The sequence below is a fragment of the Cryobacterium sp. N21 genome, assembly GCF_002929575.1.
Lineage (GTDB): Bacteria > Actinomycetota > Actinomycetes > Actinomycetales > Microbacteriaceae > Cryobacterium > Cryobacterium flavum.
On sequence record NZ_PJJQ01000035.1, the window covers coordinates 49,543 to 75,900 of the forward strand.

Below are 26,358 nucleotides of genomic sequence, written 5' to 3' on the forward strand. Positions count from 1 at the left end.
TGAGCAAAATAGGTCGGTCGATCGCTAGGTCGCCAGGAGGCGGTCCGGCATTTCCTTCAGGACGGCGGCGACGTGATTAATCTGATCGGCGGACATCCACGGTCCCATAGGAAGGCTCGTAACCCGCTCAGCCAACGTGTCTGCGACTGGAAATTCCTGCTCGAGGCTGAGCGTATTCATAAGTGCGCGCATGGGGGCAAGTTGATAAACGGAATAGGGATAGTGCGCATCGGAACTCACGCCATGTTCGGACAGGTAGGACTGTAGTTCGTTTCGGTTGGCGGCCTTCAAAACGAAGTGGTGCCAGACACTCCCCTGAACGTCCATTGGACCGACGACCGACGCGGCCTTGCCCTCTCCCAACGCATCACGATACGAGGTCGCGATAGCGCGCCTCTTGTCGGTCCAGTCGTCCAGGCTCCTGAGATGAAGCGATAGAAAGGAGGCCTGAAGAGGATCCATCCGGGAGTTCCAGCCTGTGTCCACGTGGTCATATTTGGCCGCCCCTTGGCCATACGACCGTCGGCTTCTGATGCGGGCGGCAATGTTTGGGTCTGACGTAGTGACACAACCGGCGTCACCGAGGGCACCCAAATTCTTTGTCGGATAAAAGGAAAATGCGGCGGCGTCACCAGCTGAACCGGTCATTCCGGCGCTCGAGACCGCGCCATGGCTCTGCGCAGCATCTTCCACTACGACGAGATTGTGTTTTCTGGCCACGGCAAGGATCGACCGTAGGTCGGCAGCCTGACCGTAGAGATGCACGGGAACAATGGCCTTCGTGCGCTCAGTGATGGCCTTCTCGAGCCCGGCTGGATCCATATTTGCAGTCGTGGACATTACTTCGACCGGCACAGGTGTAGCGCCTGTCTGCGTGACCCCGAGCCAGGTCGCATAGAACGTAAACGCTGGAACAATGACTTCATCGCCCGGGCCTACGCCGTAGGCCTCGAGAATAAGCCGTATAGAGTCCAGCCCGTTGGCCGTTCCCACACAATACTTCGAGCCAACGAATGCCGAAAATTCGTCTTCAAATCGCTCCGTGAGCGGTCCACCGACGAAATATCCGCCTTCGAGAACTTCGTCGAGACATGCGTGTAGGTCATCGGCGTGCGACCTGGTGAAGCTGCCCAAATCAAAGAATGGAACATTCATCATGCCCGCGCCCACTCAGCAAACTCGTCGTAGTCGCGGATGTAGTCGTCTGGGTTGTACTCGGAGGACGCGAAAACCAATGCGGCGGATCCGGCGGAGAAATTGCGGAGCGTGCGCCAGTACCCTGGGGGCACCGTTAGGCCCTTATTCGGGCTATTGAGTATGAACCGGCTGTTCGTCTTGCCATCATCTAGGTCGACCTGAAAACTCCCGGATACGGCGACAATAAGTTGGTGTAGGTCCTTGTGAGCATGGGATCCGCGGACGGCGTTTGACGGGACGTCGTACAGGAAGTACACGCGTTTGATCGGGAACGGGAACGGCGCGTCTTTCTCCACCACCCCTAGAGCACCAAGCCCATCACGGAACTCAGGTACATTAATGAGGGTCGGAACATCCCAGTCAGTCATCTAGAAACTGTAACAGTTAGCCATGTAGTCCCGATCTGCAGGTCCCACTCAAGGCCTTGAGGTACGAGCGGGAGTCCGACCAGACACCAACGGTTCGTAAGGAAGTAGTGAGAGTGCACATCGCCAAGGCCGTGCTTTCATCCGGGACGGTTTCGATCCACCCCCCCGTTTCAGAAGACCTCCAGCTCGAATGCCTGCGTCGACTACGCGAAAGGCTCAGGGCAAGTTACCCCGGAATAAACGTGCCCGAGCTCTTCCACGTACTCAAGGAATTCAAACTCAAGGAATTCCCCGATGCATTCCTCATGACCGGAGGTGTCCGGGACCGGTCACCCGATGGCGCACGAGCAATGCTGTCCCGTGCGGCTGACGGCGTCAAATCACGCGAAATACGCTGGCATCCACTCTTTTCCGCTGAATACTACGATGCAGTCAACCCCGACATCGCAGCCGCTGGCGTGTCGCCGTGGTTGCACTACCACGTGCACGGTCGCGCCGAAGGGCGTTCGCCTCACCCGTTGATAGATAGCGAATTTCTCGCTGTGTCCGTTTCCGAAGTCCTTCGAAGTGAGGTCATCGATCGATATCTGACATCACCACGACTGTGGGTCTTTGATACAAGTCCATATGTTGACTGTCAGAAATTCGTATTGAGCGGAAATTGGGATGGGGTCTCCAACCCGCTCACTCAAATTGTGACGCATTACTTGGACAGCCAATGGGTTCGCAAACGCCTGATGCTCGTCGATTCTCCATCGCCCTCCGCGGCCCGCGCAAGGATGATCGGGAGCACAGTCCTCCTAACCAGAAACCATCCTGGATCACAATTCGCGCCGATAAGCATCTGGGCCCCCCGTTCTGGAGCAATCCAGCCCTCAGGGGAGAAAACTGCGGCTGAATATACGGTCGTGCCGGGGTTCTTTCTGGGCTCCCGAGGCAAAGAGGTCGCGTCCCACGACGGCGTACGCATAAGCCCGGATTCAACAGTCATCCGACTAGTAACAGAATTTCTTAGTGTTGGTTCGGGCAGATCGGTGTCATCGGAAAACCTTGTCTACCTGACCGGCCCCTGCGTCCGAGGCTATCTGTCAGAGATAGTGGATTCCATGGACGGCCCCACATTTATTTCGCCAGACAGCGCTGCCCAGGCACTGGCCCTTGCCCAAGTCCTAGAGACTCGGGATGCTCCCCACATTGAAGTTCTCCCCTACGGCGTGCAAGTCAAGGTCAGAAGCATGCGCGCCGTGGTCGAGTCCCCGCCCGCGCCTTCCCCCCTGCCTGTTTGGTCATGGTCGCGCTCCGAGAGGTCCGGCGATATCGCAATTGTCCTCAGTCAGCAGCACTCTCGGCGGGCCAGCGCAGATGATCGACTCTCGTGTCTCCTGTCAGAAGGAGCCTCTCTCTGCATCGTCGACGAAACGAACGTATCTACATGGCTCCCCATACTCCAGAATCGCCCGTTCATCTTGGTCGAACGGGCGCTCGTCGAACTCATTGAGTGCATAGTGGAAGACGCAGCGTTGTTCGTGCTCCCCAGCAGCGAAGTAGGCAACCAATCGTGAAGACCCACACAACCACGGGTATCATCGCGACCTATAACCAGCAGGATTTTATCCGTGAAGCCGTTGTCAGCCTGGCTGTTCAGGTCGACGAGATCATCGTTGTCAATGACGCGTCGACGGATGGCACCCGAGCGGCACTCGACGAACTCCAAATATCTAACCTTCGAGTCCTCCACAACGAGACGCAGTGCGGTGTATCAGCAACTTATAACAGGGCTGTCACAGCTGCGACTTCCGATCTCCTCCTCATCCAGGGCGGAGACGATCGCTCATTGCCGGGCAGGGCCGCGAGACAAATAGACGCACTGAACGATCCAGACGTATCACTGGCCTACAGCCTCCCGACCGTCATTGATTCCGCAGGCATGGAACTTCCTGATTCTCTCGCCTCTGAGTTTCATGCCGGACGCGAGCTGATCGACCCCCTGACTTTTCTCTTCTTCCACGCGAATTACATCTGTGCGCCCGCTGCGGCCGTTCGACGCGCGGATTACCTGCGCCATGGTGGCTTCCCTGGGGGTCTCGACCTTCTTCAGGACTACGCGCTCTGGCTTAGGCTCGCGGCCGACGGCCGGTTTGCCGTAATCGATGAGCCGGTTGTCGAATATCGGAAACATGGCAAGAATCTGTCCCGCGAGTATTCCGGTCTCGATTCGGTCAAGCATCGGCGGCTGGACGCAGAACAAGAGTTTATTCGCACCAGGTTCCTGACCAGCGCTTCCTCGGCAACGATGGATAGACTTGCACGGTATGCAAGACTCGACCTCGGCCGATTCACGGCGCTCACCGCATCGGAGAAAATCGCGCTTATTCAGCTGTCGCATCGTGATCGGCTCATGGTTCGCCACGGCGTTTCGTTTCTCTTTGGGATTGCTGGCGAACCTGATTCCGCGGTGCGTTTTGCCCGACTCGGCCTCACGCGAGATGACTTATCCCGACTTGCAGTGCAGGCCGATCACAACAACCTGGGAGATGTCAGCCGCGCCCTAGGGGTCCAACAGGCAATCAATCGAATTACGGCTTCGTAGGATTTAGGAATGGTGTTCAGATGGCAATTCACCCCGACGCGACGATAGATCCCCGCGCCCTCGTCGACGACACCGTGACGGCGTGGGCAGGAGCGCAGATCAGAGAATTTGCCCAGATCGGTGCCCGGAGCAGCCTCGGCCAGTGGGCATACATTGGCCCGGGGGCCAGGATCGGTGCCGATTGTAAGATCCAAAATGGGGCCATGATCTATGAACCAGCGATAGTGGCCGACGGTGTCTTTATCGGACCGCGGGTCATTCTCACGAACGATCGTCACCCCCGAGCGATTCGACCAGATGGCACCCAGAAGAGCGCAGCGGACTGGACTCCCGTTGGCGTAACGGTTTGCTACGGTGCGGCCATCGGCGCAGGTGCCATCTGCGTCGCACCGGTCATGATTGGCGAATGGGCCACCGTAGCGGCCGGGGCAGTGGTCGTCTCTGATGTAGCACCGCACGCGATCGTGGCCGGAGTTCCTGCAAAACGCATTGGGTGGGTCGGGCGCACCGGCGACTTGCTCATTCAGACTGACGGACTTTGGCATTGTCATGCAACCGGCGATAGTTTCCGCGAAGTCGAGGACGGCAGCCGCATAGAGCGTCTAATCTCGTGAAGCGCTTCGGTATTTTACCACGAAAATTCCGGTCCTTCGAGGACGCGGTCCTCGAACCCATTCGGGCCTACTCGCGAAATCATGATGGGGAACTGCTCCGCAAGAGTGCCCGAGAGGTGAAAGCACTTTTTGACCAAGTCGACGAGCACGTGGTTCCACTCCGACAGGAAGTACTCATTTCGGGATGGCTAACGCCACAATCGGGCTACAGGCTTACCCGCCGGACGTTGAGGAACCTCAACCCCGGATACAAAGTCTCCGTAGTTCGCGTAGCTCGCAAGGACGTGATCGTGGCAGGGAAGCCCCGCAGGCAGCGTTTCGGGTTTCACGTCTGTGCAAGGGGTGCAACGTCGCTGCCCCAATTTGTCTTCGGTGTGGTTAGCCAGGATGGGCACGTTGTCTCATTGCCTGCCTCGAACTTTGACGTCGCGGAACGTCTGAAGTACGGCGCGCGAAATCAGCACACCGCGGTCGCAGACGTCAGAGACTGCGCGCAACCTCCCTTTGGATACGTTGACAACATTATCCAATCCCTCATTCCGGTTAGCTCAGAACCGAATACGTGGTTTGATGCGCTCGTACATCGCTTTCCCCGGGAGATTCTCGAGCTGGCAGACTCTGAGGAAGGGCGGTTCTTGGCCCCCGATGCAGCACGATTGTTGGGTAAGTATCCAATCGATTCTTTTTGGGCCGATCGATTAAATCTCTCGGCACACGGTTCATCGGGGACTTACACAAGCGACCTAATGCTCCTATCAGTCTCGAGACCGAATCCGATGGGGACACCGGCTCCCGGGACAGGGATCCACCTCCCTGTCATGGAGCATTATGGCGCCGTCATCAAGTTCGTCGCTGGGCCCACGGTCATGCGACAGCCCAGCCAGAAATGGCTGCGATATGAGAATGCGTTCGTTCAGGACGGTGGAACTCTGGTAGTGGGCGATCAGCTGATCAGCTATGAAGCCGCGGCTGATCCCTGTCTCGATTTTGTCGCGGGTCAATGGGAGACAGTGTTTGGATCCCGCCACCACCCAGACTCTGCTCTCCTACGTAAGCGAGAATATGCAGACAAAGTAATTCCCGAGGGAATCTTGCTCTCTGGACGCAACGATTCCAATTGGTTTCACTGGCTGGTCGAATACCTACCCCGCTTAACGCAGATTAGCGACAATGTGGGTGCCGATGTGCCGGTGGTCGTAAGTTCACGAACTCCCGAAACCGGGATCGCCGCCCTCCGTTCACTAACCACTCGAGAAATCGTCGTCCTCGACGCCGAGCTGGCGCACAAAGTAGATGTCATTCATGTCATGGCACCGCCTGTGCAGATTCTCGATACGACCCGGGTACCGTGGGCTCAGGGCTTGAGCATGAATCCACGACCCCTCCATGAAATGCGCGCTCAACTTGGGGTGACAGATCTCTTGCCGCCCACGCGCCGCGTCTTCCTTCAGCGACAGTCAGCGCACCGCGGATTGCGTAACGAAGCGGAGTTGACCGGCATCGCTCGCCGCCACGGGCTGGAAATCCTGGATCCAAGCACGATGACCTGGACCGAGCAGCTGACGATGTTCTCAACGACCTCCTTGCTGGTTGGTGCCAGTGGTGCCGTTATGGCCAACTACATTCTGATGGCCCCGGGGAGCAGCATTCTGGCCCTCACCTCAGAAGCTCTCGGTGACTTTGTCCTTCCAGCAGCGATTGCCTCCGCCGTCGGCGCTCATTTCAGTTACGTCACCGGCCCCACGGTGATCCCCCTCATCGAGTGCCAAACACGGAACGCTTGGCTGCACTCGGATTTCACAGTGGATGCGACAGATTTCGAGGCTGCCCTCATCACTGCACTCGCCGGGGACTCTGACTATAAAGCCAACTTACGCAGGGTGCATACCTGATCAGAAAGCAGGCCCGCGCTATTCTCTGCCCAAGGCCTTCGTATCCACTAGGTGGACCGTCTCAATCGATGTAACTGGTTGGAAGCCCAATTTCACCCAGGCGCGCTGAACTGCGATGTTGTGTGACTGTGTGGAGATGACAACCCGAGTCGCGCCAGCACTGTGAGCAGAAGACAGGACAGCGCGAATCAGTTTGAGGTATTTCCCTTTGCCCTGGGACGCGCTGGCGACACTTGCAAGTTCGATTTCCCAGATCGTGCCCACAACTCCGATGACCGCAACTCCGACAATGCGAAGGTCGGACAGGACCACGAAGACTTTGTTTCCTGTGCGAGCCATCGTCGACTTCGCCCAGTCGGCGTACCCGGCTACGACGATTCCGGGCGGTAGGAGCGGGTTTGCGGAGTAGTGGTTTACATACCCGTGAAACGAATCTTCCAGAACGGTCTCGATCTTCTGGGCGAATTCGATCCTGTCAGGGCCGACCAGTTCTCGCGTATCGGGTTCGGGACCAGCATGACTGTGTGCCGGTCCCTCCCAGTAGAGTATGGAACCACCGGGGAAGACCGACATTCCGTCCGTGCGGAGGTCACGCAGAAGTGAGACCAACTCCGAGGGGTAGCGCAGGATATTGATTGAGGCGGCAGTCCCGTCCAACACTCGCTGGGCCGCTTCGACTAGCTCCCGGTCAGGCCGCGACGACGCAGCAAATAGTCCCACAGTGGTGCGGTCGGTCGAGAATCCGAACCTCGTCGTCTCACTCAGGCTCGGCTTGCGCGTGATCTCAGAATTCTGGTATTCCGCGAGGCCCATCGATCTAGCCCTTCGTTCCGGCCAGAGGTCGGAAGGACTTTACCGCTTCAATCACTCGCGTAACGTCAGATTCAGAAAGCCCGGCCCACAAAGGGAGGCGCACGAGTCGTCGCGAGAAATCCAGGCTGCTAGCGCAGGCGTAGGGAGTACGCCCCAGGCGAAGCCCGGCCGGACTAGAGTCCAGGGGAATGTAATGAAAGGTACCAACAATTCCATGCTTTCGGAGATGCGCCAGTAGCGCCGTCTGCTGGTCGTGGTCGGGCATCACAAGGTAGAAGACATGTGCAGTGTGTTTCCGGTCTGAGTCCACGAACATTCGACGCACACCCACGTCCTCCGACCATTCCAGCAACTCTGAGGAATATCGGTTCCACACGGCGTGCCGCAAGCCCTGAATCGTATCAAACTCACTGAGTTGGGAGTCCAATACGGCTGCGTTGAGTTCGCTCATGAGATAACTGGACCCGATGTCGTTCCACGTGTACTTGTCAACCTGCCCACGGAGGAAACGTGAGCGATCGGTTCCCTTTTCGCGGATAATTTCCGCGCGTTCCAGCAGGGCTTCATCGTTTATGAGGAGCGCTCCGCCCTCGCCCGAATGGACGTTCTTCGTATCGTGGAAACTCTGGGTTCCGAGAGAACCCAAGGTCCCTAAATGCAGTCCTTTCCACATAGCGCCGAGTGCATGTGCGTTGTCCTCTACGAACGGGAGACCATGCTCGTCCGAAATCCTTATGATCTCGTCCATGTCAACGGCTACACCGCCATAGTGGACAATCGAAAGCGCTTTAGTCCGTGAAGTGATTGCCGCTTCAATGAGAGAAGGGTCGATGTTCCCGGAAGCGGCGTCAATATCGACAAATACCGGAACTGCACCAGTAAGAGCGATGGCTGTTGCAGCCGAAGGAAATGTGAAACTCGGGAGAATGACCTCGTCACCCACCGTCAGCCCCAGGAGAAGACTTGTCATTTCAAGCGCGTGGGTGCAGGAAGACGTCAGCAGAACGTTTTGGGCACCAGAGATCCCCTGAAGCCGCTCCGTTGCGGATTCCGTAAACGGGCCGTCCCCGTGAACGTGCCCCGACGCCAACACCGCGTCGAGGTTACGGCTCTCATTTGCGGAGCGGAAGGGCCGACTGAATGGAATGACTGGAAGGGACATAAGTCAAAGTATTCCACGATGTCAGCATCGGGAACCGTGATCACATTCAGACTGCCGGCGTCCGAGCAGTGAAAACGCGTCCAAGGGCGCCACTGCGTCTGCAAAGCTGAAGTCGTGCACCAGATAGGATAGAAAAGAATGCCGACGGCTGAGAACGCGATGACGGGCCGACTCGCGGTCCGCATTCATGTGATGACAGCTCCGGCAATTCCTGACCGGACGTGGGCACGAGGTTCCTGAAACAGTTAAACCACACGATATTCTGTTGTCGCAAGAAGAAGGTCCATCATGAAAACATCCATAGTGATTCCCTGCTACAGGTCCGCGTTGGTGCTGACAGGTCTTGTCGAACGAACCGCGGCCACGATGACAGCTCTCGTGGATCAGGGAGTTGTCGACGATTGGGAATTGATCCTCGTCGTGGATGGGAGCCCCGACAACACGGCCGCCGTGGCAATTGAACTCGTGAACTCACAGCCGCGAGTTCGGGTTCTGGAACTTAGACGCAACTTCGGCCAGCACAATGCCTTGCTTGCGGGAATTCGCGATGCGAATTTCGAGACCACTGTGACGATCGATGATGACCTTCAGCACCCTCCGGAGGAGATTCCCAAACTCCTCGCGGTTCTCACCGACCCGGGAGTTGACCTTGTCTATGCCGTCCCAGAGGAAGAAGAACATGGGGCAATGCGCTCAAGCGCTTCCCGCTTTGTCAAAGCTTCCCTGGCTTTGGCGGGAGTTGACAACGCGAAGTGGGTTGGTGCCTTTCGGGCATTCAAGACGGATCTACGGGACGGTTTTGCGTCAGTCAACGATTCCCAACTGAATCTGGATGTGCTGCTGTCGTGGTCGACTACGGCAGTCTCTCCAATCGGCGTGACAATGAACCGTCGGGAACAGGGGCGTTCGAGCTACAGTTTCTCAAAACTTGTCAGCCACGCAATGAACATGGTCACCGGATATGGTGTTGTTCCTCTCAAGCTCGCGACATGGCTCGGGTTCGCGTGCGGCGTATTGGGAATCGTTCTTCTCTTGGTTGTCCTAATTCATTACGTGCTCGGGGAGACAACCGTGGCCGGATTTACCACGACTGTTGCATTGATCTCGTTGTTTTCCGGGGCACAGATGATCACGATCGGAATCATCGGCGAGTACCTCGGGCGTCAGCATTTCAGAAGCATGCAAAAACCGACATATCTGGTGCGCACTCGCCATTCAAACACTGCCGCCCGTGCACCTAAAGTCGCACAGATGCCGACCAAAGATGGCACTCGTGGGTAAATGGATCTCGCTGGGTTCGGCCGTAGGACTTCTTTTTCTAGCCTATGCAGTCATCACGCTCCTGACGAAGTGGCTCAGCTAATGGTCAAGATCTCACCGTGGAACCGTTCACGCCTTCGCGCGGCCCCGTTTCAAGATTGGGTTCACCGACCTGCAGTACTGATGACCGCGAATTGGACAGCTCAATTCGCCCTCACATTGACCCTCCTCTTCTTTCAAGGGTTGAATACTCCTCACGGTCTCGTGACAATGGGGCTGTCGCCCGCCCGAATGATCGAGATCTTCGGGTTCGCCGATGCTGGCTCGTATCTGCAGGCCGCGCAGAACCTGGTCGCAAACGGCAGAATTGTTTCCGAGTGGCAGTGGGTTTACAATTTGTGGCCCCCGGGCATGGTCTGGCTTGACGCCTTGACCATTCGGTTCTCTCCGTTGAGCTTCGGAGTCACCATCGGCCTCGTAACGAGCCTCGTCTGGAGCATTGCACTTGCCCTCCTAACCTGGCCGTTCATCCGGACTCTTCGAGCCGCGGCCATTGTCTTTCTGATCGAAGTCCTCCTCATGTCCACGTCCCCCTTCCAATCCTGGATGTTCGATGAAGGACTGTTCTACGCTGACGGTCTGGCCGCCGGGCTTTTCCTCATCGGACTCACGCTCATCGTGATTCGAGTGCGAAAACCTGCCCCACTTCAATCCTGGATCCGTGACGGCCTATTCGCGGGTATCGCCTTCGCGTCAGCAATCTACCTCCGGGCCTCGTACCAGCTGGTGCCTTACGCCCTCGCCGCAGTTACCCTACTGGTGGTAGTGCTCGCCCTCGTCGCCCACGCGAGAAAGGCCGATTCCTCCGGCCTGCTCCGTCAAGCCGTTCTCGTCGCGACTGCGGCGCTGAGTATCGCTATCCTCATGCAGCCTTACTCCTCGTTCGTGCAGCGAACAATGGACCGGTCCCAATTCGTGCAAACAGAAAATCTCGTCTATGAGCATGCTTGGGAAGACCCAACATCCGACCCGATTCCACAGTGGATGCGGGATGGTGGCTCCACAGTGGGCTGCGATATCGATCCGGTGCAATGTGAAGTGTTCCAGAGGGAAGCCTTGGCAGGACAAGCCGCAAGCTCCGACGCCCTCAAAGACGCATTGATCACAGCGATTCTGACGAATCCACTGGAATTCGTTGGAAATCGTGTTCCCGTCGTTGCCGAGCAATGGTTTGGTGATGAGCTCGACTCGTATTCGCACGTGGAGACGGATTTCACGTCTGGTCCGGTCTCGTATTCATCCTCGGAAAACTTGAATCCACCTCAGGGACTCTTCTATTTGAGCCTCATGCTCCTAGCCTTGACAACGGCAATCATGCTGGCGATCCGGGGGAGGTGGGCCCTCCTCGTATTTCCCGTCCTGGCACTGGTTCTGCTGGCGCCATTCGCAATTGTGCATGTGGAGGTCCGGTATTTGATGCCACTCAAGTTGATGGCTCTTCTCGCGCCCGTACTGGTCCTGACATTGCGCGAAGATCGTCAGGCCCGGCTTGCGGCGAGGTTAGCGGTAAATGCAGGCGGTTGATTCTCCCCGGCCTGGCATGATCTTAGGCTAGGCGAACGTACTAGGGCCCCTGGGTTCGCGGTCGCGGGGGTGTGGTGGGCCAAAGACTTTGAGGAAACCTGGCGGGACACCACTTACCCCAGACGCGCGCCCTGAGACGGCGACCAGTAGATGGACCCGCTCTGGAACGTCTGTGAACAGGCACCCTCGGCAAGCCCACAGACGGCCGCAGCCGTCGGCCAACCGAGTGTTCCCGCCTCGCCCAATTGCGACCAATAGAAATCGCGGATTGCATCCGTCACCGCGAAGGCCCCAGCACCTGCGGACCAATAAATCGACCCTCCCTCGAAGCCCTGTCCTACTCCCCCACCATTCGCTGATGATTGCTGCAAACCACCGATTCGCGAGCCCAAAGAACCGGTCGCGCCGCCGAGTTCCGCGTAGGCTGCGTCGATTTGCGGCATGACAGTACGTGCTCCTGTGCTCGAACTCCAGTAGATCGTTCCACCTGTAAATGTTTGTGAGCACCCCCCGTCGCTGAGCCCGCACGTAGCCACGGCCGTTGGGAATCCAAGCAGACCTGCCTCACCGAGCTGCGACCAGTAGTAAGAGCGGATTGGACCATTAACGGGGAAACCGCGTGCGCCGGCCGCCGCATAAATTGAACCGCCTTGGAAGGCCTGTGCCGTTCCGCCACCGTTCGCAGTGATTGACACCAGATCGCTTGTCGGCCAGCCGAGCTTACCCGTTTCTCCGGCTGCAGCGACGTACGCATCCCTGATGTTGCCTGATACGGCGTGGGCACCACCGGCGGCTGACCAATAAATGGAACCACCTTGAAAGGACTGCCCCAGCCCCCCACCGTTGGCAGACACGGTGGTGGCCGGCCCGGCAGGGAATCCCAAATTCCCGCCTTCCCCCAACGCGGACCAATACGCATTGCGAATTGGGCCAGTCACGGCAAACGCTCCCCTAGACGAGGACCAATAAATTGACCCTTTTTCAAACGCCTGTGCGAGTCCGCCGCCATTCGCCGAGATGGTCACTACGACGCTGGTTGCCCTGCCGAGTTCGCCCGTGGAACCGCCGAGGGCCGCGTGGGCTGTTGCTATTTGCGGCACCGAGCCGAGAGATGCGCCATCCGATGAAGACCAGTCAATGGCACCGTTCTGGAATGACTGGGTGCAGGAAGTGGCAGAGACACAGGTCTGAACGCTCGTAGGCCAACCCAAGGCCCCGCCTTCGCCGAGGAGGCTGAAGTAGAAAGACCGAATGGGCCCACTTACAGGGAATGCGCCGGCACCTGAGGAGTAGATTGAGCCGTCTTGGAAGGCTTGGGCGGTGCCGCCTCCATTGGCGGTCGACGATATCAAATTGCTTGTCGGCCAGCCGAGAGCACCAGCTACGCCACCTGCCAAGCCATATGCAGAGCTCACGGCGCCCGACACAACACGCACACCTGTCGACGAGGAGGCCAAAATCGTCCCCATCTGGAAATTCTGGGCGGTGCCTCCACCGCGCACCGAGACAGTCATGACGTCACTCGTTGGCCAACCCAACACACCACCTTCACCGAGAGCACCAAAGTATGCAGGAAGCATGTTGCCAGTGACTACCCTTGCACCGGCGGCCGACGTCCAATAAATGGAGCCGTTTTGGAAGGCTTGGGCCTGACCGCCGCCATTGGCACCAATCTGAACGACACCACTGCTGGGCCAGCCAAGCAGCCCGCTCTGGCCAGAAACGGCATGATACGTAGTCAGGATCGCCCCGGAGACGATTCGAGGTCCGGTAGAGGCATTCCAGAAGATCTCACCGCCTTGGAAAACCTGCTTCATTCCGCTCCCATTCGCGGAGTCATAGTTGGCGTCAGAAATGGGCCAGCCCAGGAATCCGCCCATGGATCCTCCCGAGAGGAATCCTTGACCAATTCCGCCAGAAACAATTCTGGCACCAGCACCGACCGTCCAAAAGATGGCTCCGTTCTGGAACGTTTGGCTTTGTCCGCCACCGTTGGCGGTGCTCTCCGTGACGGGACCGGTTGGCCAACCAAGTGATCCACTTTCCGCCTGCGCCTCGAGATACTCTGTCAAGATCGCACCGGATACTATCCGTGCTCCGCCGCCTTGGCTCCAATATATTGACCCATTCACGAATCCCTGCCGCAGGCCTCCACCGTTCGACCGAATCTCGGTGAGCGCGCTCGACGCGGCGCCCATCCAGCCGGATCCTCCGCCCTGTGAGCGATATAGCTCGCTCATAAGTGTCGTGCCCGGGGTCACCGACGAACCAAACCAGTTATTGAAGTACACCCAAAAATTCCTGTTTCCGTAGGACGAGCAGGAATCCCCTGTACCCCCCAGATTCGACAGCGCGGCCGCGTTGGGCTGGTAAGGCGTGTAGTAGTACAGGGCAGCAGTAGCTCGATTCTGGATAACTACATTGGATGATCCGCATCCCTCAGGGTGGAACCGCACAGCGTTCGACTGGCCCACCTTGATCGAGGTGTGAGAGCCCGCCGGATTCCCGTACCAGGCAAACTGCCGTGCCGCGGAATATACCTGCATGAAGAATCCGTAATATGTAGAATCGCACGCCGCCGTATCTGGACAGCCTTGTCCGAGCGCCTTGCGCAATACGGCCTCCGTCGGCGCCTTGCTCGTGACCAGGCCTTGTTCCTTCTGCAGCGTCACCAAGAGAACCTTGGCGCTGATGGAACAGGCTCTCTGCACCTTGAAGATCATGCGTGCAGCAGATTCATTTGCTTCACCTGGGTAGGGCGCGCAAGTACCGAAGTTGAGAGTTGTGTTCGTCGTGTCGATACGCAGAACATTCAGACAAAACGAGTTCTGACAGGTACCAATTTGCGCGTCGAGAAACGCCTGAATTTGATCCTGAGACATTGCGTCAGATGCATAAAATTGCGCATCGGAAATGATGTTTCCCGGGTTGAATTCCGAACCCGTCAGCGCTTCCGCACGCTGTGGAGCAAAAACGAGAAGAGCGCCGAAGCAGGCCAGAAGTGCGACAAATGCACACGCCCGTCGAATTAACGCGTACATATCGAATATCTTCCCACGATGCGAACAGAACTAGCCCTAGAGTAATCGTGCCGTAATCGAGGGCCTATGCGGCACGCACAGATTCTAATTAATTTATCACCGAGTGACACTCGCATGGGCGGGTAACATCGATGAATTTCGCACAAATTGGCGGCTATTTAGTGCCCCAACTGGGGCAGGGAGTCTAGGTAGGCCGTGATCGTTTCGTCGGCCCCGCCGACCTGGACGAGTCTTCCGTTTCGAAGCCACGCCGCGCTATCGCACATGTCGCGGACAGATTCCATGGAATGACTGACGAGAATCACGGTGCGTCCCTGCGACTTAAAGTCCACAAACTTCTTCGCGCACTTGGCCTGAAACTCCGCATCGCCAACTGCGAGAACTTCATCAACAACCAGAATATCCGGGTCCACGTTGATCGCAATTGAAAATCCGAGACGCACGTACATGCCAGAGGAATAGTTTTTCACCGGCTGGTCGATAAATTGTTCCACGCCGGAAAAGTCGACAATCTCGTCAAATTTGCGGGTGACCTCCTTCTTGGACATGCCAAGAATGGAGCCATTGAGGAAGATGTTCTCCCGCCCTGACAGCTCGGGGTGGAAACCTGACCCAACTTCCAACAGGGCCGCAATTTTACCGTTGTAGGTGATGCTCCCCTTCTCCGGATAATAGATCTTCGCGAGGCACTTCAGCAGAGTGGATTTACCGGAGCCATTACTGCCGATGAGCCCGAAGGTGGATCCTGTTGGTACCTCGAAACCAACGTCCTGTAGAGCCCAAAAGTCCTCGTGCACGGAGCGGCGACCTCGCATGAGCGCCGACTTGATCGATTGGTTTCGCTCGTGGTATAGACGGAATTTCTTGCTGACGTTTTCGATGTGCACGGCGATGTCGCTCATAGTGCTTCGGCCAAACCCTTCTCGCTGCGTCGGAAGATCCAGAGGCCAATCGCGAACACAACCACCGCCCAAATAACACACAACATGAAGTCCTGCGAATCCGGCCATCTGTTGTCGTACATGATCTGGCGAAAGACGGCGACGAATCGTTCCAGCGGATTGACCTGATACAGATTTAGGATCGTGATCGACGTACCGAAAAGCCCCCCGTACTTTGCTGACTGTTCCTCGACAAGGCTGATCGGGTAAATGATCGGGGTGAGGTACATCCAGATCTGCATCACAATCGATACAAAATATTGAGTGTCACGAAAATGCACGTTTGCAACGGCTAGCATCAGGGCCAGACCAGAGGCGAAGATCGCGAGGAGGACCATCATCACAAGGACCAGAGGTATCCAGGGCCAGATAAAACTGCCCACGAGCGCCAGAACAACGACGAGGACAGCCATCTCGAACAGCCAGTTGTATCCCACCGAGCCAACCTTCGACAGGGGCAACACGATGCGACTGAAATAAACTTTTTGAACCAAACCGACGTTGCCGAGAATGGAGCTCATACCTTGTTGGACAACACTGGAAAAAAACGTCCACGGCAGCAGACCGCAGAGCAGCCACACCGCAAAAATATCTAGTCCACTCGGGTCACCGGGCGGGGGCGTTACCCGAATGATGAAAGCGAACACAATCGTGTAGACGAGCATGGAGGCCAGCGGATTAGCCAAGGACCAGAGTTGTCCAAAAATCGTTCGTTTGTATTGACCTCGAATCTCACGCAGGGTGAGATTCGCCAAAAGTTCTCGTGACGCGAGAACCTCCTGTAGATATCGCATGTAGCCTCACTGGGTAGCTGGTCAAGATGGCCGAAGTTCAATCTAGCCTAGAACTATGATTGAGAGTCGTATGGCCACCACACACACCTCCCCATCGCTCATCGGACGCGTTGCTGTCGTGACGGTCAGTTACGGCTCGGAAGACGTCCTGGGACCTTTTCTCGCCTCCATCCCGAACGGTACAGCACTGTCACCGCTCGTTATCGTCGCGGACAACAAGGCGACTGGCGTCAGTGGCAGAGTTGCAGAACTGACAGTCGAGGCCGGCGCTGAATACTTGCCGTTACCGATGAATCGCGGTTATGGGCACGCCATTAATGAGGCAGTCAAGAGCCTTCGTCCCGAAGTGGATTGGGTGGTAATTAGCAACCCCGACGTCACGGTCAACCCTGGATCTATCGACCTTCTGCTCGCGACTGCGGACGCGGATTGGACTATAGCCGCCGTGGGTCCACGCATTCTCACCTCGGACGGTGAGGTATATCCGTCCGCCCGAACAATACCTTCCCTCAGGTCTGGAATTGGTCACGCAATCTTCGCCAATTTATGGCCCTCAAACCCGTGGTCCCGCACGTATCGCAAAGAGACCGATGCGTGCCTAAGCCAGCGCGACGCGGGCTGGCTGTCCGGCGCATTCCTAGTGGTAAGGCGTTCCGTGTTCGAGGCGCTTGGCGGATTCGACGAATCATACTTTATGTACTTTGAAGACGTCGACCTCGGATACCGGATCGGAAAGCTGGGGCTTCGGAACGTTTACCAGCCTGCCGCCGCCGTGGTACACACTGGCGCGCACTCCACATCCACTACAGACGAATCCGCGCGAATGATCCGTGCACACCATGAGAGTGCCCAAAAGTTCCTGTCGAAAAAATACTCCGGCCCGTTCCTCCTGCCAGTGCGAATCGCACTGGCAGTCGGCCTCGGCATACGCTCCCGTCTCGAAGCCGGACGGAGGAGGCGTTAAGGCTGAGCTAACGCGGCCAGATACCGACCATATCCGCTCTTGATGAGTGGAGCGGCGAGAACTGCGAGCTGGGCGTCCGTGATCCAGCCTGCGCGCCACGCAATCTCTTCGATGCACCCCACTTTGAATCCCTGACGGTCTTCGATGACGCGAACGTACTCGGAGGCCTGCATCATTGACTCGAACGTGCCGGTATCAAGCCACGCTGTGCCCCGGTCGAGCACCTGCACGTGCAGCGTCCCTTGTTCCAGGTATCGCTCGTTGACTGTGCTGATCTCCAACTCGCCCCGAGCGCTCGGCTCAATGGTCTTTGCAATATCGACGACAGAATTGTCGTAGAAATACAATCCGGGAACTGCATAGTTGCTCTTGGGCTTGGACGGCTTCTCTTCAATAGAAATCGCCGTACCGGTCTCGTCGAATTCGACGACTCCGTATGATGTGGGGTTACTGACATGGTACGCGAATATTCGAGCACCTTCAATCTCCGCATTGCCCCGGAGCGCAGATCCCAGACCGGCTCCGTGGAAGATATTGTCACCGAGGACCAGCGCAACGCTTTCATCCCCAATGAACTCTTCACCGATAATGAATGCCTGGGCGAGACCGTCCGGAGACGACTGAATCGCGTACTCGATACGAATACCCAGATCTGAGCCATCACCGAGCAGAGCACGGAACTGCTCGTTGTACTCCGGAGTGGTGATGATGAGAATCTCCTTGATGTCCGCCATCATCAGCGTCGATAAGGGATAGTAGATCATTGGCTTGTCATAAATGGGCATGAGCTGCTTCGAGATGCCCTTGGTGATCGGCCACAGGCGCGTGCCCGAGCCGCCGGCGAGAATGATTCCGCGCATCAGCGTTAGTTCCTGTCGTTCAGAGTGGCGTAGTGGGCGCGGGCGGCATCCCACGTGGGGAGCAGACCAGAAGCGGCCGCGGCTGCGAGAGTAGGGGCTTCCGTGTCTTTAGGAGACAGCAGCAGCTCGCCGGCCTCGGGCGGGAACACTAGGGCGATCTCTTCGTCGAGCGGGCTGATGCCGTGTTCGCGGCCCGGGTTAAAGGTGCTGTTGACGAGGTAGCTGACCGTCGCGTTGTCGGTCAGCGCGACGAAGCAGTGACCGAGTCCCTCAGCAATATAGACGGCGCGACGATCGGCGTCGTCCAGCAGAACGCTGTCCCATTGTCCAAAGGTCTGCGATCCGATTCGTATGTCGATGACAAAGTCCAGCACAGCTCCAGATACGGCCGTGACATATTTCGCTTGGCCGGGCGGCAAATCGGAAAAATGTATGCCACGCACGGCGCCTCTCTTCGAAATAGACGTATTCGCCTGTGCAAGAAGAAGTGAATGCCCGACCCTCTCTTCCAAACGGTCAAATCGATACCACTCGAGAAAGACTCCCCGGTCGTCACCAAACTGCTTGGGGGTGATCTCGTAGGAGTCTGGGATGGAGAGTTCGCGAATCTGCACGGTGGGAAGTCTACCAAGCGGCTTCCGGTAGAATCGCGGAAGCCATGCAAGCGAACGGAACGGTTACTCCTATATGAAGATCCTCGTCACCGGCGGAGCCGGTTTCATCGGCTCCAACTTTGTACGACGCACGATTGAAGACAAGTACCCGGGCCTGGAAGGCGCCGAGGTTGTCGTGCTCGACGCCCTGACCTACTCGGGCAACCTCGAGAACCTCGCCCCGATTGCCGACTCATCGCGCTACTTCTTTGTGCACGGCGACATCCGCGACGGCAAGCTCCTCGACAGCCTGTTCCCCGGGCTCGACGCTGTGGTGCACTTCGCCGCCGAAAGCCACGTGGACCGCTCCGTGATGGACTCGACGATCTTCGTCGAGACCAATGTGCTCGGCACTCAGCAGCTGCTCGACGCGGCGCTTCGCCACAAGCTGGCCCGGTTCGTGCACGTCTCCACCGACGAGGTCTACGGCTCGATCGCCAAGGGCTCTTGGAACGAGGAGCGGGCCCTCGAGCCCAACTCCCCCTACAGCGCGTCGAAGGCCGGCAGCGACCTGCTCGCCCGCAGCTACCACCGCACCCACGGCCTCAACGTGTCGATCACCCGCTGCTCGAACAACTACGGCCCGTACCACTTTCCCGAAAAGGTCATTCCGCTGTTCGTCAGCAACCTGATCGACGACCTGCACGTTCCCCTCTACGGAGAGGGCAACAACATTCGCGACTGGCTGCACGTGGACGACCACACCCGGGCCATCGCCATGGTGCTCGTCGGCGGCCGCGCCGGCGAAATCTACAACATCGGTGGCGGCACCGAACTCACCAACAAGGAACTCACCCAGCTACTGCTCGACTCGACCGGCAAGGACTGGTCCTACGTTGACCGCGTCGCCGACCGGCTCGGCCACGACCTGCGCTACTCGGTCGATATCTCGAAGATTCAGGCCGAGCTGGGCTATGCGCCCGAGGTTCCGTTCGAGCAGGGCCTGGCCGACGTCGTGCAGTGGTATCGCGACAACCGCCAGTGGTGGGAACCACTCAAGGCTCGTGCGGCGCTGAACTAGTCTTCGTCGCACCCGGCGTATGAAGAAAATGATGCTCAGCAAGTTTGCCAATGACCAACGCGTGCGGTTTCTCGCTGTGGGTGCCACAAACACGCTCGTTGGGTACATCATTTTCTCGGCACTTACACTCTGGGTTTTTCGGGAAATGTACTTGGGCTACCTACTGAGCCTCGCCGCCTCGTATGCGATCGGGATCTCACTGGCCTTCATCCTTTATCGGCGCTTCGTATTCAAGGTTCACGGGCACGTCCTGCGCGATTTCGCACGGTTCGTGAGCGTCTACGTTGTGGCGATTGCTATCAACACGGCCGCTCTGCCAATTTTGGTTGAGGTAGCTAAAGTGCCGCCGCTTTTCGCCCAGTTCGTGATCCTCATCGCGACGACACTACTGAGCTTCTTCGGACACAAATCCTTTTCCTTCCGACGGGGTGCGACGGACGTGCCGACAACCTAGCTTTTCTACATCGACTCTTATCGAGGATTCAGTTTGTCTAGTTTCGCGGATACGTATCTCCAGAGAATGATTCGTACACTGGCTGAACTGCGGATCTGTATTCTTTTAGCGTCTTCACCTTCTATTTGTTCGAGGAGCATATGAAGTATCTGATCACCGGAGCGACCGGCATGCTGGGCCGCGACCTGCAGACGGCTTTGGCCGGCCGCGAGGTGACGGCCCTCGGCCGGAGCGACCTCGACGTGACCGATCTCGACGCGGTCACGGCCGCCGTTGCCGGGCACGACGTCATCATCAACTGCGCCGCGTACACCAAGGTCGACGACGCCGAAACGCATGAAGACGAGGCCTACGCCGTGAACGCGGTGGGGCCGTACAATCTGGCGGTGGCGGCATCCGCTCTGCAAGCCAAGCTCGTGCAGATCTCAACGGACTACGTCTTCGACGGCAGCGCGACCACGCCCTACGCCGAGAACACTCCGCACAGCCCAATCTCTGCATATGGCCGCACCAAGGCGGCCGGCGAGGATTTCGTGCAGGTGGAAAACGGCTCGCGCAGCTACATCGTGCGCACCGCCTGGCTGTACGGCAAGAACGGCCCGAACTTCGCCAAGACCATGCTCAAGGCCGCTGACACGCGCGACACGTTGAGCGTTGTCACCGACCAGGTGGGCCAGCCCACGTGGACGGTGGATCTTGCCGCGCAGATCGTGCTGCTGCTCGACTCTGATGCGCCCGCCGGCATGTACCACGGCACGAACTCCGGGGTCGCCTCGAAGTTTGACCAGGCCCGCGACGTGTTCGCCCTGGCCGGACTCGACCCCGAGCGCGTGCTGCCGACCGACAGCTCAGCCTTCGTGCTGCCCGCACCCCGGCCGGCCTACTCGGTGCTCGGTCACGCCGGTTGGGCCGCCGCGGGGCTCGCGCCAATGCGCAGCTGGCAGGACGCCCAGGCCGAGGCCTTTGCCGCGGGGGTTTTCGAGACAGCATGATCACTCTGCGGGTAGTCGTCGACCAGATGGTCGCCCCGGTTCCGGGCGGCGTCGGGCGTTACACCGAGGAACTCACGCGCGCACTGATTGCTACCGCGCCGGCCGAGTGCGACGTTGAGGGCATCGTTTCGTCGTCGCCACCCGCACAGTATGAACTCATTGAGGCCGCCCTGCCCGGCCTGGCTAACCTGCACAAGACGACGCTGGCCCGCCGCGAGCTGGCCACGGCCTGGGCGCTCGGCGTGACCGCAGCGTCGGGCACCGGCCTGATTCACGCGCCGGGACTGCTTGCGCCGCTGCGCCGCCACAACCGTGCCGACGACGGCACCCAGATTGCAGTTACGCTGCACGACGTGCTGGCGTGGACGCATCCGTCGTCGCTGACCCCGACGACCGTGGTCTGGACCAAGGGCATGCTCAAGCGCGCCCGCAAGCACGCGGACGCAATCGTCGTGCCGAGCCACGCCGTGGCCAGGCAGCTGACCGAGATCATGGACCTGGGCGACCGGGTGCGCGTGATCGGCGGCGCCGTCGGGCGCGGGCTCGTGTTGCCGGCCATTCCCCTGGTGGAAGAGCGCCTGCAGGCGCTGGAGCTGCCGTCACAGTACATCCTGACCTCCGGGTCGCTCGACCCGCGCAAGGCCGTGACCGCGCTGATCACAGCGCTCGGGCTACCGGGCGCGCCGGACCTACCGCTGATCGTGCTCGGACCGGACACCTGGGGCGAACTCGACCTCGCGTCGGTCGCCGACGAGGCCGGGCTCGCACCGGGGCGCGTGCGCGCACTGTCGGGCCTGAGCGACTCCGATCTGGCCGTGGTGATTGCCCGGGCGAGCGTCTTCGCGTATCCGAGCTTGGAAGAAGGCTTCGCACTGCCGATCATCGAGGCCTTCCACCTGGGGACCCCGGTGGTGCACTCCGACGCCCCGGCACTGCTCGAAGCGGCCGGCGATGCCGGCGTCGCGGTCGAGCGGTCAGACCCCAAGGAATACCCGGCCCGACTCGTGGATGCGATCAACCGGGTGCTCGGCGACAGCGTGCTGCGGAACCGCATGACGATCTTCGGCGGCGACCGCTCGCGGGCCTTCAGCTGGCGCGACTCGGCCGAACGGGTCTGGCAGCTACACGCGGACCTGTAGTCGTGAGCTTTCTGCGCTTGCTGCGAGACCAGCGCGTGCGGTTTCTCGCGGTCGGTGCCACGAACACGGCGGTCGGGTACCTGGTCTTCTCTTTTTTCACCCTGTGGGTGTTCGCGGATGTCTACCTCGGCTACCTGATCAGCCTCGCGCTCTCCTACGTGGTCGGTATCACCCTGGCGTTCGTGTTGTACCGACGGTTCGTGGTGCACGGGCACGTGCTGCGGGATTTCGCCCGGTTCGTGAGCGTGTACCTGGTGGCGATCGGCATCAATGCGGCCGCGCTGCCGCTGCTGGTTGAAGTCGTGCTGGTGCCGCCGCTGCTCGCCCAGCTGTTCATTCTCCTGGTCACGACGTTGCTGAGCTTCTTCGGGCACAAGAAGTTCTCGTTTCGCCGCAGTGGTGAGTGAAGCGAGGGTTAGCCGCCGATCGCCGATGGGTGACCCACTCGTAGGTGGCCGCTTCGCGATGTGGGTTGCTGTTCTGGAGAGCATGTGCACGATCATACACTTGCTGGATTGTGGATGATCATCCATAATGGAAACTGTGGACGATCATCCATCTTGGAGGATAAAATGTATACACGTTCCGCACAAGATCTTGGTGCGCTGGCGCGCGCGAAACGCGAGGCCTTGGGACTTACTCAACAGCAAGTAGCCGACCGCGCAAAAGTCTCTCGTGAATGGCTCGTCAACTTCGAATCCGCGAAGGTGGGCGTGTCGCTCTTTCGTGTTTTCGACGTGCTTCAGGTGCTGCAGCTCGCCCTGGATGTCAGCGATCGAGCCCCGGACCCGCACAATGTGCTTGACGATGTCTTTGCCGATCTGGGGCGATGACCGGTGAACTCCGAACTCTACGTCTACCTCGACGGCGAGCGCGTCGGCACGCTCGCCCAAACCAAACAGGGCAAAACCACCTTTGCCTACGACGAACGATACCGGTTGGATAGTCGGTCGACGCCCCTATCGCTTTCCATGCCGCTGGCAAGGCGCGAGCACCCATTGCGGGTCGTCACGGCCTTCCTGCAGGGCCTTTTGACCGACAGCCCGACCAAGCTTGCTGAGCTAGCTGCAACGTATCAAACATCCGCTCGAAACGCTTTCGGGCTGCTGGCCCACGTCGGCCGGGATGCCGCGGGAGCCGTACAGATTCTGCCGCCCGATGAGACCTCGACCGATGCCGCCACTCAACAGGGAGATGTCGAACGACTTTCCGATGATGAATTCAGTAGCCTCATCAAAGACATCGTTCAGCACTCCGATACCTGGGGACAGCGCGGCGACGACGCGCGGTGGAGTTTGCCTGGCGCGCAGCCCAAGGTTGCCCTATTCCGATTCGATGATGGAGGGTGGGGCGTGCCCAACGATTCCACGCCGACCACGCACATTCTGAAACCGGCCATCGCGCCGTACTCCAATCATGACGTGAACGAGTATGTGACGATGCGCGCGGCCCGGCTTCTGGGGCTCAACGTCGCCGACCACGAGCTCACGACGACGGAGCAGGACGATCGCGTCTTTGTCTCCCGCCGATACGACCGACGACAATTCGACGGACGATGGGCACGGCTACATCAGGAAGACCTCTGCCAGGCTCTAAGCGTTCCACCAGACCTCAAGTATCAGCAGGACGGCGGCCCGGGCGTTGGCACCATCGCTCAATTGCTCGGCCGATTGCCCTTAAACGATCGGGAGGCAAGCCAGAAGCGGTTCTTTGATTCCCTCGTGTTCAACGTTTCGGCCGCTTGCACCGACGCGCATGCAAAGAACATTTCGATTCTCTTGCGTGGCGACCGCGCTGTGCTCGCCCCGCTTTATGACCTCGGTACGCATGCGCCGTATCCGGCGACTGGTGCGCTTCGCTCGGCGATGAAGGTCGGTGACGAGTATCGCATGAACGCCATCGGGCTTCAGGACTTTCTCGCGGTGGCCGCGAAACTGCAGATCCCTGCAGATTACGCTGAAGAGCGTGTTCGCTACATACGCGGCAATGTTGCCGGCGCATTCGCGGATGCCGCCGGGAGCGTCAGTGGTGGCTCGGAGGAACAGGGATTTGCGACGACGGTGTCAAAATCGATCTTCACACTTGCGCGCGAACGCGGTTGGTAACGAAGGGCTACTGGGCCGGTGTGGCGGTGGGCGCGGGGGCGAGTGCCGTGGCGATCATGGCCTTGATGGCCGCGTAGTCGGGGTTTTCGGGGTCGACGCCGTTCTCGGGAATCAGCGGCACCGAGATGACCGGCAGTTCTTTGGTTTTGCTGGCGAGGTTCACGAAGTAGCCGAGCATGCCCTGCGGCACGTCGGTCTTGACGACGCGGGTGCCGGCAGCGGCCACTCCCTGGAACTTGGAGAGCACGTTCGCCGGGCTGGCCTGCGCGAGCAGGGCCTCCTGCATCTGCGTCTGGCGCTGCATGCGGTCGTAGTCACTCGTGCCGTGGCGGGAGCGGGCAAACCAGAGGGCGTGGTAGCCATCCATGTGCTGCATGCCGGGCTCAAACCAGAACAGCACCTTGCTGAAGGTCTCGTCGGTGTGCACCGGAACCCGGTTCTTCACGTCGATGTCGACGCCGCCGAGGGCATCGATGAGGTCGGAGAAGCCCTGCATGTCAATGAGTACGAAGTACTGGATGGTGAGTCCGGTAATGCCCTGCGCGGCCTCGAGCGTGGCCTGAATGCCCGGGGAGCTGCCCTCGGCCGTGGCGTTGGGGTAGTATTCCGGGCGTTTCAACTCGGCCTCGGTGAAGATGGAGTTGAGCATGCAGGCCGAGACGTCGCATCCGTCGATCGAGCCATAGCCCTCGGGGTAGAGGGCGCCGAGGGAGGATCCGGCCGAGAACGGCGCGTTCTCGAGGTTGCGCGGCAGGCTGATGGTCGTGGCCTGGCCGGTTGTGGCGTCGATACTGACCACTGAGATGCTGTCGGGGCGCAGGCCGTCACGGTCGGCACCGGCATCGCCGCCGAGCAGCAGAATGTTGTAACGGCCGTCGACCGGCGGTTGGCTCGGGCCCGCGACGAAGACGGAGGAGAGAAATCCGCTGGCCGAGGTGGCGACGAAGGCGCCGTAGCCGGCTGTGCCGCAGACGATAACCATGAGCGCGGCGGAGAACGCCGCGATGAGCGGGCGGGCACCGGGCGCCGCCTTGATCAGGTTGATCAGGCTGAGGGTGTTGACGGTGAGCACGAGCCAGGTGACCGCGTAGAACGCGAGCACTGCGGCGGCGACCCAGAGGCCGATCGTGCTCGTGAACACCGTGAGCAGCACTTCGGGCCAGAACAGATAGACGGCGCCGGCGATGATGGCCACGGCCACCAGGGTGAGGGTGGCACCGAGGCCGAACCGGCCGAGCCGACGGTTGCCGGCCAGCACCTGCGCCGAACCGGGCAGAACGAAATTGAGTACGACAAGCCACCACGCACGCGTCGTCATAATGCGTGCGGAGCCGGAATTCGGGTGCCGGATCGGGTCGGAAACACTACTCATAATCGCTCTTGGAGGTCCCGGTTCTTCTGCTCAACCAGATCTGCGAGCTGTACCGAATAGTCTTCGAGCTTCACGCGCAGCGCGTCGTCGCTCGTGGCCAGAATCTTGATCGCGATCAGCGCGGCGTTCTTCGCTCCGCCGATCGATACGGTCGCCACCGGAACGCCGGCCGGCATCTGCACGATCGACAGCAGCGAGTCGAGGCCGTCGAGCAGCCCGAGAGGAACGGGCACGCCCACCACGGGCAGCGTGGTCATGGCGGCGAGCATGCCGGGCAGGTGCGCGGCTCCCCCGGCTCCGGCGATGATCACCTTGAGGCCGCGGGCCTGCGCGGTGCGGCCGTAGTCGAGCATCCGCTCTGGGGTGCGGTGTGCCGAGACAACCTGCACCTCGTGCGCGACCCCGAAGTCCTTCAGGGTTTGCGCTGCAGCGCTCATGACGGTGAAGTCGGAGTCGCTGCCCATGACCAGGCCGACGATAGGCTTGCTGCCGTCAGTAGGCACAGTGGATGTCTCGGTGTTATCTGGCACGCAGATGATCCT

The 26,358-nt window shown here is 59.2% G+C and carries 25 protein-coding genes; 14 read left to right on the plus strand and 11 right to left on the minus strand.

Annotated features, from left to right (window positions below; all coding sequences use genetic code 11):
* Window positions 1-24: 24 nt before the first annotated feature.
* Together CXY77_RS14590 and CXY77_RS14595 are read right to left on the minus strand one after the other, a co-directional pair.
* Entirely contained in the window at window positions 25-1,158 is a 1,134-nt protein-coding gene (locus CXY77_RS14590) for a DegT/DnrJ/EryC1/StrS aminotransferase family protein (RefSeq protein ID WP_140425541.1), read from the minus strand.
* Complete coding sequence (locus CXY77_RS14595; RefSeq protein ID WP_104130352.1) at window positions 1,155-1,565, minus strand: FdtA/QdtA family cupin domain-containing protein; 411 nt, start codon at window positions 1,563-1,565, stop codon at window positions 1,155-1,157. The genes CXY77_RS14590 and CXY77_RS14595 overlap by 4 nt, the downstream gene beginning before the upstream one ends.
* 107 nt (window positions 1,566-1,672) lie before the next feature.
* Between CXY77_RS14595 and CXY77_RS19960 the strand changes: the two genes are divergently transcribed.
* From CXY77_RS19960 to CXY77_RS14610, 4 genes are all read left to right on the plus strand, one after another.
* On the plus strand, window positions 1,673-3,127 hold the full coding sequence (locus CXY77_RS19960; RefSeq protein ID WP_140425542.1) for a hypothetical protein: 1,455 nt from the start codon (window positions 1,673-1,675) through the stop codon (window positions 3,125-3,127).
* Window positions 3,124-4,155 (plus strand): glycosyltransferase, encoded by a 1,032-nt coding sequence (locus CXY77_RS14600; protein WP_158252845.1) that lies wholly within the window; start codon window positions 3,124-3,126, stop codon window positions 4,153-4,155. Before CXY77_RS19960 ends, CXY77_RS14600 begins: the two co-directional genes overlap by 4 nt.
* A gap of 20 nt (window positions 4,156-4,175) precedes the next feature.
* Entirely contained in the window at window positions 4,176-4,769 is a 594-nt protein-coding gene (locus tag CXY77_RS14605; protein WP_104130354.1) for an N-acetyltransferase, read from the plus strand.
* Window positions 4,770-5,587: 818 nt separating this feature from the next.
* The gene (locus tag CXY77_RS14610; protein WP_158252846.1) at window positions 5,588-6,661 is read left to right on the plus strand and encodes a DUF563 domain-containing protein; all 1,074 of its coding nucleotides are present in this window, start codon (window positions 5,588-5,590) and stop codon (window positions 6,659-6,661) included.
* A gap of 18 nt (window positions 6,662-6,679) precedes the next feature.
* Here CXY77_RS14610 and CXY77_RS14615 read toward each other — a convergent pair whose 3' ends face one another.
* Both CXY77_RS14615 and rffA read right to left on the minus strand, forming a co-directional pair.
* Complete coding sequence (locus CXY77_RS14615; RefSeq protein ID WP_104130356.1) at window positions 6,680-7,474, minus strand: N-acetyltransferase; 795 nt, start codon at window positions 7,472-7,474, stop codon at window positions 6,680-6,682.
* A 4-nt stretch (window positions 7,475-7,478) separates the two neighbouring features.
* Entirely contained in the window at window positions 7,479-8,636 is a 1,158-nt protein-coding gene (gene rffA, locus CXY77_RS14620; RefSeq protein WP_104130357.1) for a dTDP-4-amino-4,6-dideoxygalactose transaminase, read from the minus strand.
* 288 nt (window positions 8,637-8,924) lie between these two features.
* Between rffA and CXY77_RS14625 the strand changes: the two genes are divergently transcribed.
* Window positions 8,925-9,917, plus strand: a complete 993-nt coding sequence (locus CXY77_RS14625; protein WP_104130358.1) for a glycosyltransferase family 2 protein — start codon at window positions 8,925-8,927, stop codon at window positions 9,915-9,917.
* An 81-nt stretch (window positions 9,918-9,998) separates the two neighbouring features.
* Window positions 9,999-11,480 (plus strand): hypothetical protein, encoded by a 1,482-nt coding sequence (locus CXY77_RS14630; protein WP_140425544.1) that lies wholly within the window; start codon window positions 9,999-10,001, stop codon window positions 11,478-11,480.
* 113 nt (window positions 11,481-11,593) lie between these two features.
* Here the strand turns inward: CXY77_RS14630 and CXY77_RS14635 are convergent, their stop codons facing one another.
* From CXY77_RS14635 to CXY77_RS14645, 3 genes are all read right to left on the minus strand, one after another.
* Window positions 11,594-14,521, minus strand: coding sequence for a hypothetical protein (locus CXY77_RS14635; RefSeq protein WP_104130360.1), 2,928 nt, complete (start codon window positions 14,519-14,521; stop codon window positions 11,594-11,596).
* 158 nt (window positions 14,522-14,679) lie between these two features.
* Window positions 14,680-15,423, minus strand: coding sequence for an ABC transporter ATP-binding protein (locus CXY77_RS14640; RefSeq protein WP_104130361.1), 744 nt, complete (start codon window positions 15,421-15,423; stop codon window positions 14,680-14,682).
* The gene (locus CXY77_RS14645; protein ID WP_233197433.1) at window positions 15,420-16,217 is read right to left on the minus strand and encodes an ABC transporter permease; all 798 of its coding nucleotides are present in this window, start codon (window positions 16,215-16,217) and stop codon (window positions 15,420-15,422) included. Before CXY77_RS14645 ends, CXY77_RS14640 begins: the two co-directional genes overlap by 4 nt.
* Window positions 16,218-16,311: 94 nt before the next feature.
* Here CXY77_RS14645 and CXY77_RS14650 point away from each other — a divergent pair, with 94 nt between their 5' ends.
* Window positions 16,312-17,220 (plus strand): glycosyltransferase family 2 protein, encoded by a 909-nt coding sequence (locus CXY77_RS14650; protein WP_233197434.1) that lies wholly within the window; start codon window positions 16,312-16,314, stop codon window positions 17,218-17,220.
* On the opposite strand, the gene rfbA is transcribed toward CXY77_RS14650, so the two are convergent.
* Both rfbA and CXY77_RS14660 read right to left on the minus strand, forming a co-directional pair.
* Window positions 17,217-18,080 carry a glucose-1-phosphate thymidylyltransferase RfbA gene (gene rfbA / locus CXY77_RS14655; protein WP_104130363.1) on the minus strand — a complete coding sequence of 288 codons (864 nt, stop codon included), beginning with the start codon at window positions 18,078-18,080 and terminating at the stop codon, window positions 17,217-17,219. The genes CXY77_RS14650 and rfbA overlap by 4 nt on opposite strands.
* A 5-nt stretch (window positions 18,081-18,085) precedes the next feature.
* Complete coding sequence (locus CXY77_RS14660) at window positions 18,086-18,694, minus strand: dTDP-4-dehydrorhamnose 3,5-epimerase family protein (protein WP_104130364.1); 609 nt, start codon at window positions 18,692-18,694, stop codon at window positions 18,086-18,088.
* 73 nt (window positions 18,695-18,767) lie between these two features.
* On the opposite strand from CXY77_RS14660, the gene rfbB reads away from it, so the two are divergent.
* The 7 genes from rfbB (at window position 18,768) to CXY77_RS14695 (ending at window position 24,444) form a co-directional block, all read left to right on the plus strand.
* A complete protein-coding gene (gene rfbB, locus CXY77_RS14665; RefSeq protein WP_104130365.1) occupies window positions 18,768-19,754 on the plus strand; it encodes a dTDP-glucose 4,6-dehydratase in 987 nt (328 codons plus the stop codon).
* Between the two features lie 19 nt (window positions 19,755-19,773).
* Entirely contained in the window at window positions 19,774-20,208 is a 435-nt protein-coding gene (locus CXY77_RS14670) for a GtrA family protein (RefSeq protein WP_104130366.1), read from the plus strand.
* Between the two features lie 140 nt (window positions 20,209-20,348).
* Complete coding sequence (gene rfbD, locus CXY77_RS14675; protein ID WP_104130367.1) at window positions 20,349-21,200, plus strand: dTDP-4-dehydrorhamnose reductase; 852 nt, start codon at window positions 20,349-20,351, stop codon at window positions 21,198-21,200.
* The gene (locus CXY77_RS14680) at window positions 21,197-22,339 is read left to right on the plus strand and encodes a glycosyltransferase family 1 protein (protein WP_104130368.1); all 1,143 of its coding nucleotides are present in this window, start codon (window positions 21,197-21,199) and stop codon (window positions 22,337-22,339) included. Before rfbD ends, CXY77_RS14680 begins: the two co-directional genes overlap by 4 nt.
* 2 nt (window positions 22,340-22,341) lie before the next feature.
* Window positions 22,342-22,746 carry a GtrA family protein gene (locus CXY77_RS14685; protein ID WP_233197435.1) on the plus strand — a complete coding sequence of 135 codons (405 nt, stop codon included), beginning with the start codon at window positions 22,342-22,344 and terminating at the stop codon, window positions 22,744-22,746.
* A 165-nt stretch (window positions 22,747-22,911) separates the two neighbouring features.
* On the plus strand, window positions 22,912-23,172 hold the full coding sequence (locus CXY77_RS14690) for a helix-turn-helix domain-containing protein (protein WP_158252847.1): 261 nt from the start codon (window positions 22,912-22,914) through the stop codon (window positions 23,170-23,172).
* 3 nt (window positions 23,173-23,175) lie between these two features.
* Window positions 23,176-24,444, plus strand: coding sequence for a type II toxin-antitoxin system HipA family toxin (locus CXY77_RS14695; protein ID WP_104130370.1), 1,269 nt, complete (start codon window positions 23,176-23,178; stop codon window positions 24,442-24,444).
* Between the two features lie 7 nt (window positions 24,445-24,451).
* Here CXY77_RS14695 and CXY77_RS14700 read toward each other — a convergent pair whose 3' ends face one another.
* Window positions 24,452-25,816, minus strand: a complete 1,365-nt coding sequence (locus CXY77_RS14700; protein WP_233197436.1) for an LCP family protein — start codon at window positions 25,814-25,816, stop codon at window positions 24,452-24,454.
* On the minus strand, window positions 25,813-26,280 hold the full coding sequence (gene purE, locus CXY77_RS14705; protein WP_092341640.1) for a 5-(carboxyamino)imidazole ribonucleotide mutase: 468 nt from the start codon (window positions 26,278-26,280) through the stop codon (window positions 25,813-25,815). Before purE ends, CXY77_RS14700 begins: the two co-directional genes overlap by 4 nt.
* Between the last annotated feature and the right edge of the window lie 78 nt (window positions 26,281-26,358).

Coding starts and splice junctions, on each gene's coding strand:
- CXY77_RS14595 (WP_104130352.1), bottom strand. CDS start 1,565: ATGACTGACTGGGATGTTCCGACCCTCATTAATGTACCTGAGTTCCGT.
- CXY77_RS14680 (WP_104130368.1), top strand. CDS start 21,197: ATGATCACTCTGCGGGTAGTCGTCGACCAGATGGTCGCCCCGGTTCCG.
- CXY77_RS14590 (WP_140425541.1), bottom strand. CDS start 1,158: ATGATGAATGTTCCATTCTTTGATTTGGGCAGCTTCACCAGGTCGCAC.
- CXY77_RS14670 (WP_104130366.1), top strand. CDS start 19,774: ATGAAGAAAATGATGCTCAGCAAGTTTGCCAATGACCAACGCGTGCGG.
- CXY77_RS14650 (WP_233197434.1), top strand. CDS start 16,312: ATGATTGAGAGTCGTATGGCCACCACACACACCTCCCCATCGCTCATC.
- CXY77_RS14690 (WP_158252847.1), top strand. CDS start 22,912: ATGTATACACGTTCCGCACAAGATCTTGGTGCGCTGGCGCGCGCGAAA.
- CXY77_RS14630 (WP_140425544.1), top strand. CDS start 9,999: ATGGTCAAGATCTCACCGTGGAACCGTTCACGCCTTCGCGCGGCCCCG.
- rffA (WP_104130357.1), bottom strand. CDS start 8,636: ATGTCCCTTCCAGTCATTCCATTCAGTCGGCCCTTCCGCTCCGCAAAT.
- rfbB (WP_104130365.1), top strand. CDS start 18,768: ATGAAGATCCTCGTCACCGGCGGAGCCGGTTTCATCGGCTCCAACTTT.
- purE (WP_092341640.1), bottom strand. CDS start 26,280: ATGGGCAGCGACTCCGACTTCACCGTCATGAGCGCTGCAGCGCAAACC.
- CXY77_RS14605 (WP_104130354.1), top strand. CDS start 4,176: ATGGCAATTCACCCCGACGCGACGATAGATCCCCGCGCCCTCGTCGAC.
- CXY77_RS14635 (WP_104130360.1), bottom strand. CDS start 14,521: ATGTACGCGTTAATTCGACGGGCGTGTGCATTTGTCGCACTTCTGGCC.
- CXY77_RS14610 (WP_158252846.1), top strand. CDS start 5,588: ATGGAGCATTATGGCGCCGTCATCAAGTTCGTCGCTGGGCCCACGGTC.
- CXY77_RS14700 (WP_233197436.1), bottom strand. CDS start 25,816: ATGAGTAGTGTTTCCGACCCGATCCGGCACCCGAATTCCGGCTCCGCA.
- CXY77_RS14640 (WP_104130361.1), bottom strand. CDS start 15,423: ATGAGCGACATCGCCGTGCACATCGAAAACGTCAGCAAGAAATTCCGT.
- rfbA (WP_104130363.1), bottom strand. CDS start 18,080: ATGCGCGGAATCATTCTCGCCGGCGGCTCGGGCACGCGCCTGTGGCCG.
- CXY77_RS14615 (WP_104130356.1), bottom strand. CDS start 7,474: ATGGGCCTCGCGGAATACCAGAATTCTGAGATCACGCGCAAGCCGAGC.
- CXY77_RS14625 (WP_104130358.1), top strand. CDS start 8,925: ATGAAAACATCCATAGTGATTCCCTGCTACAGGTCCGCGTTGGTGCTG.
- rfbD (WP_104130367.1), top strand. CDS start 20,349: ATGAAGTATCTGATCACCGGAGCGACCGGCATGCTGGGCCGCGACCTG.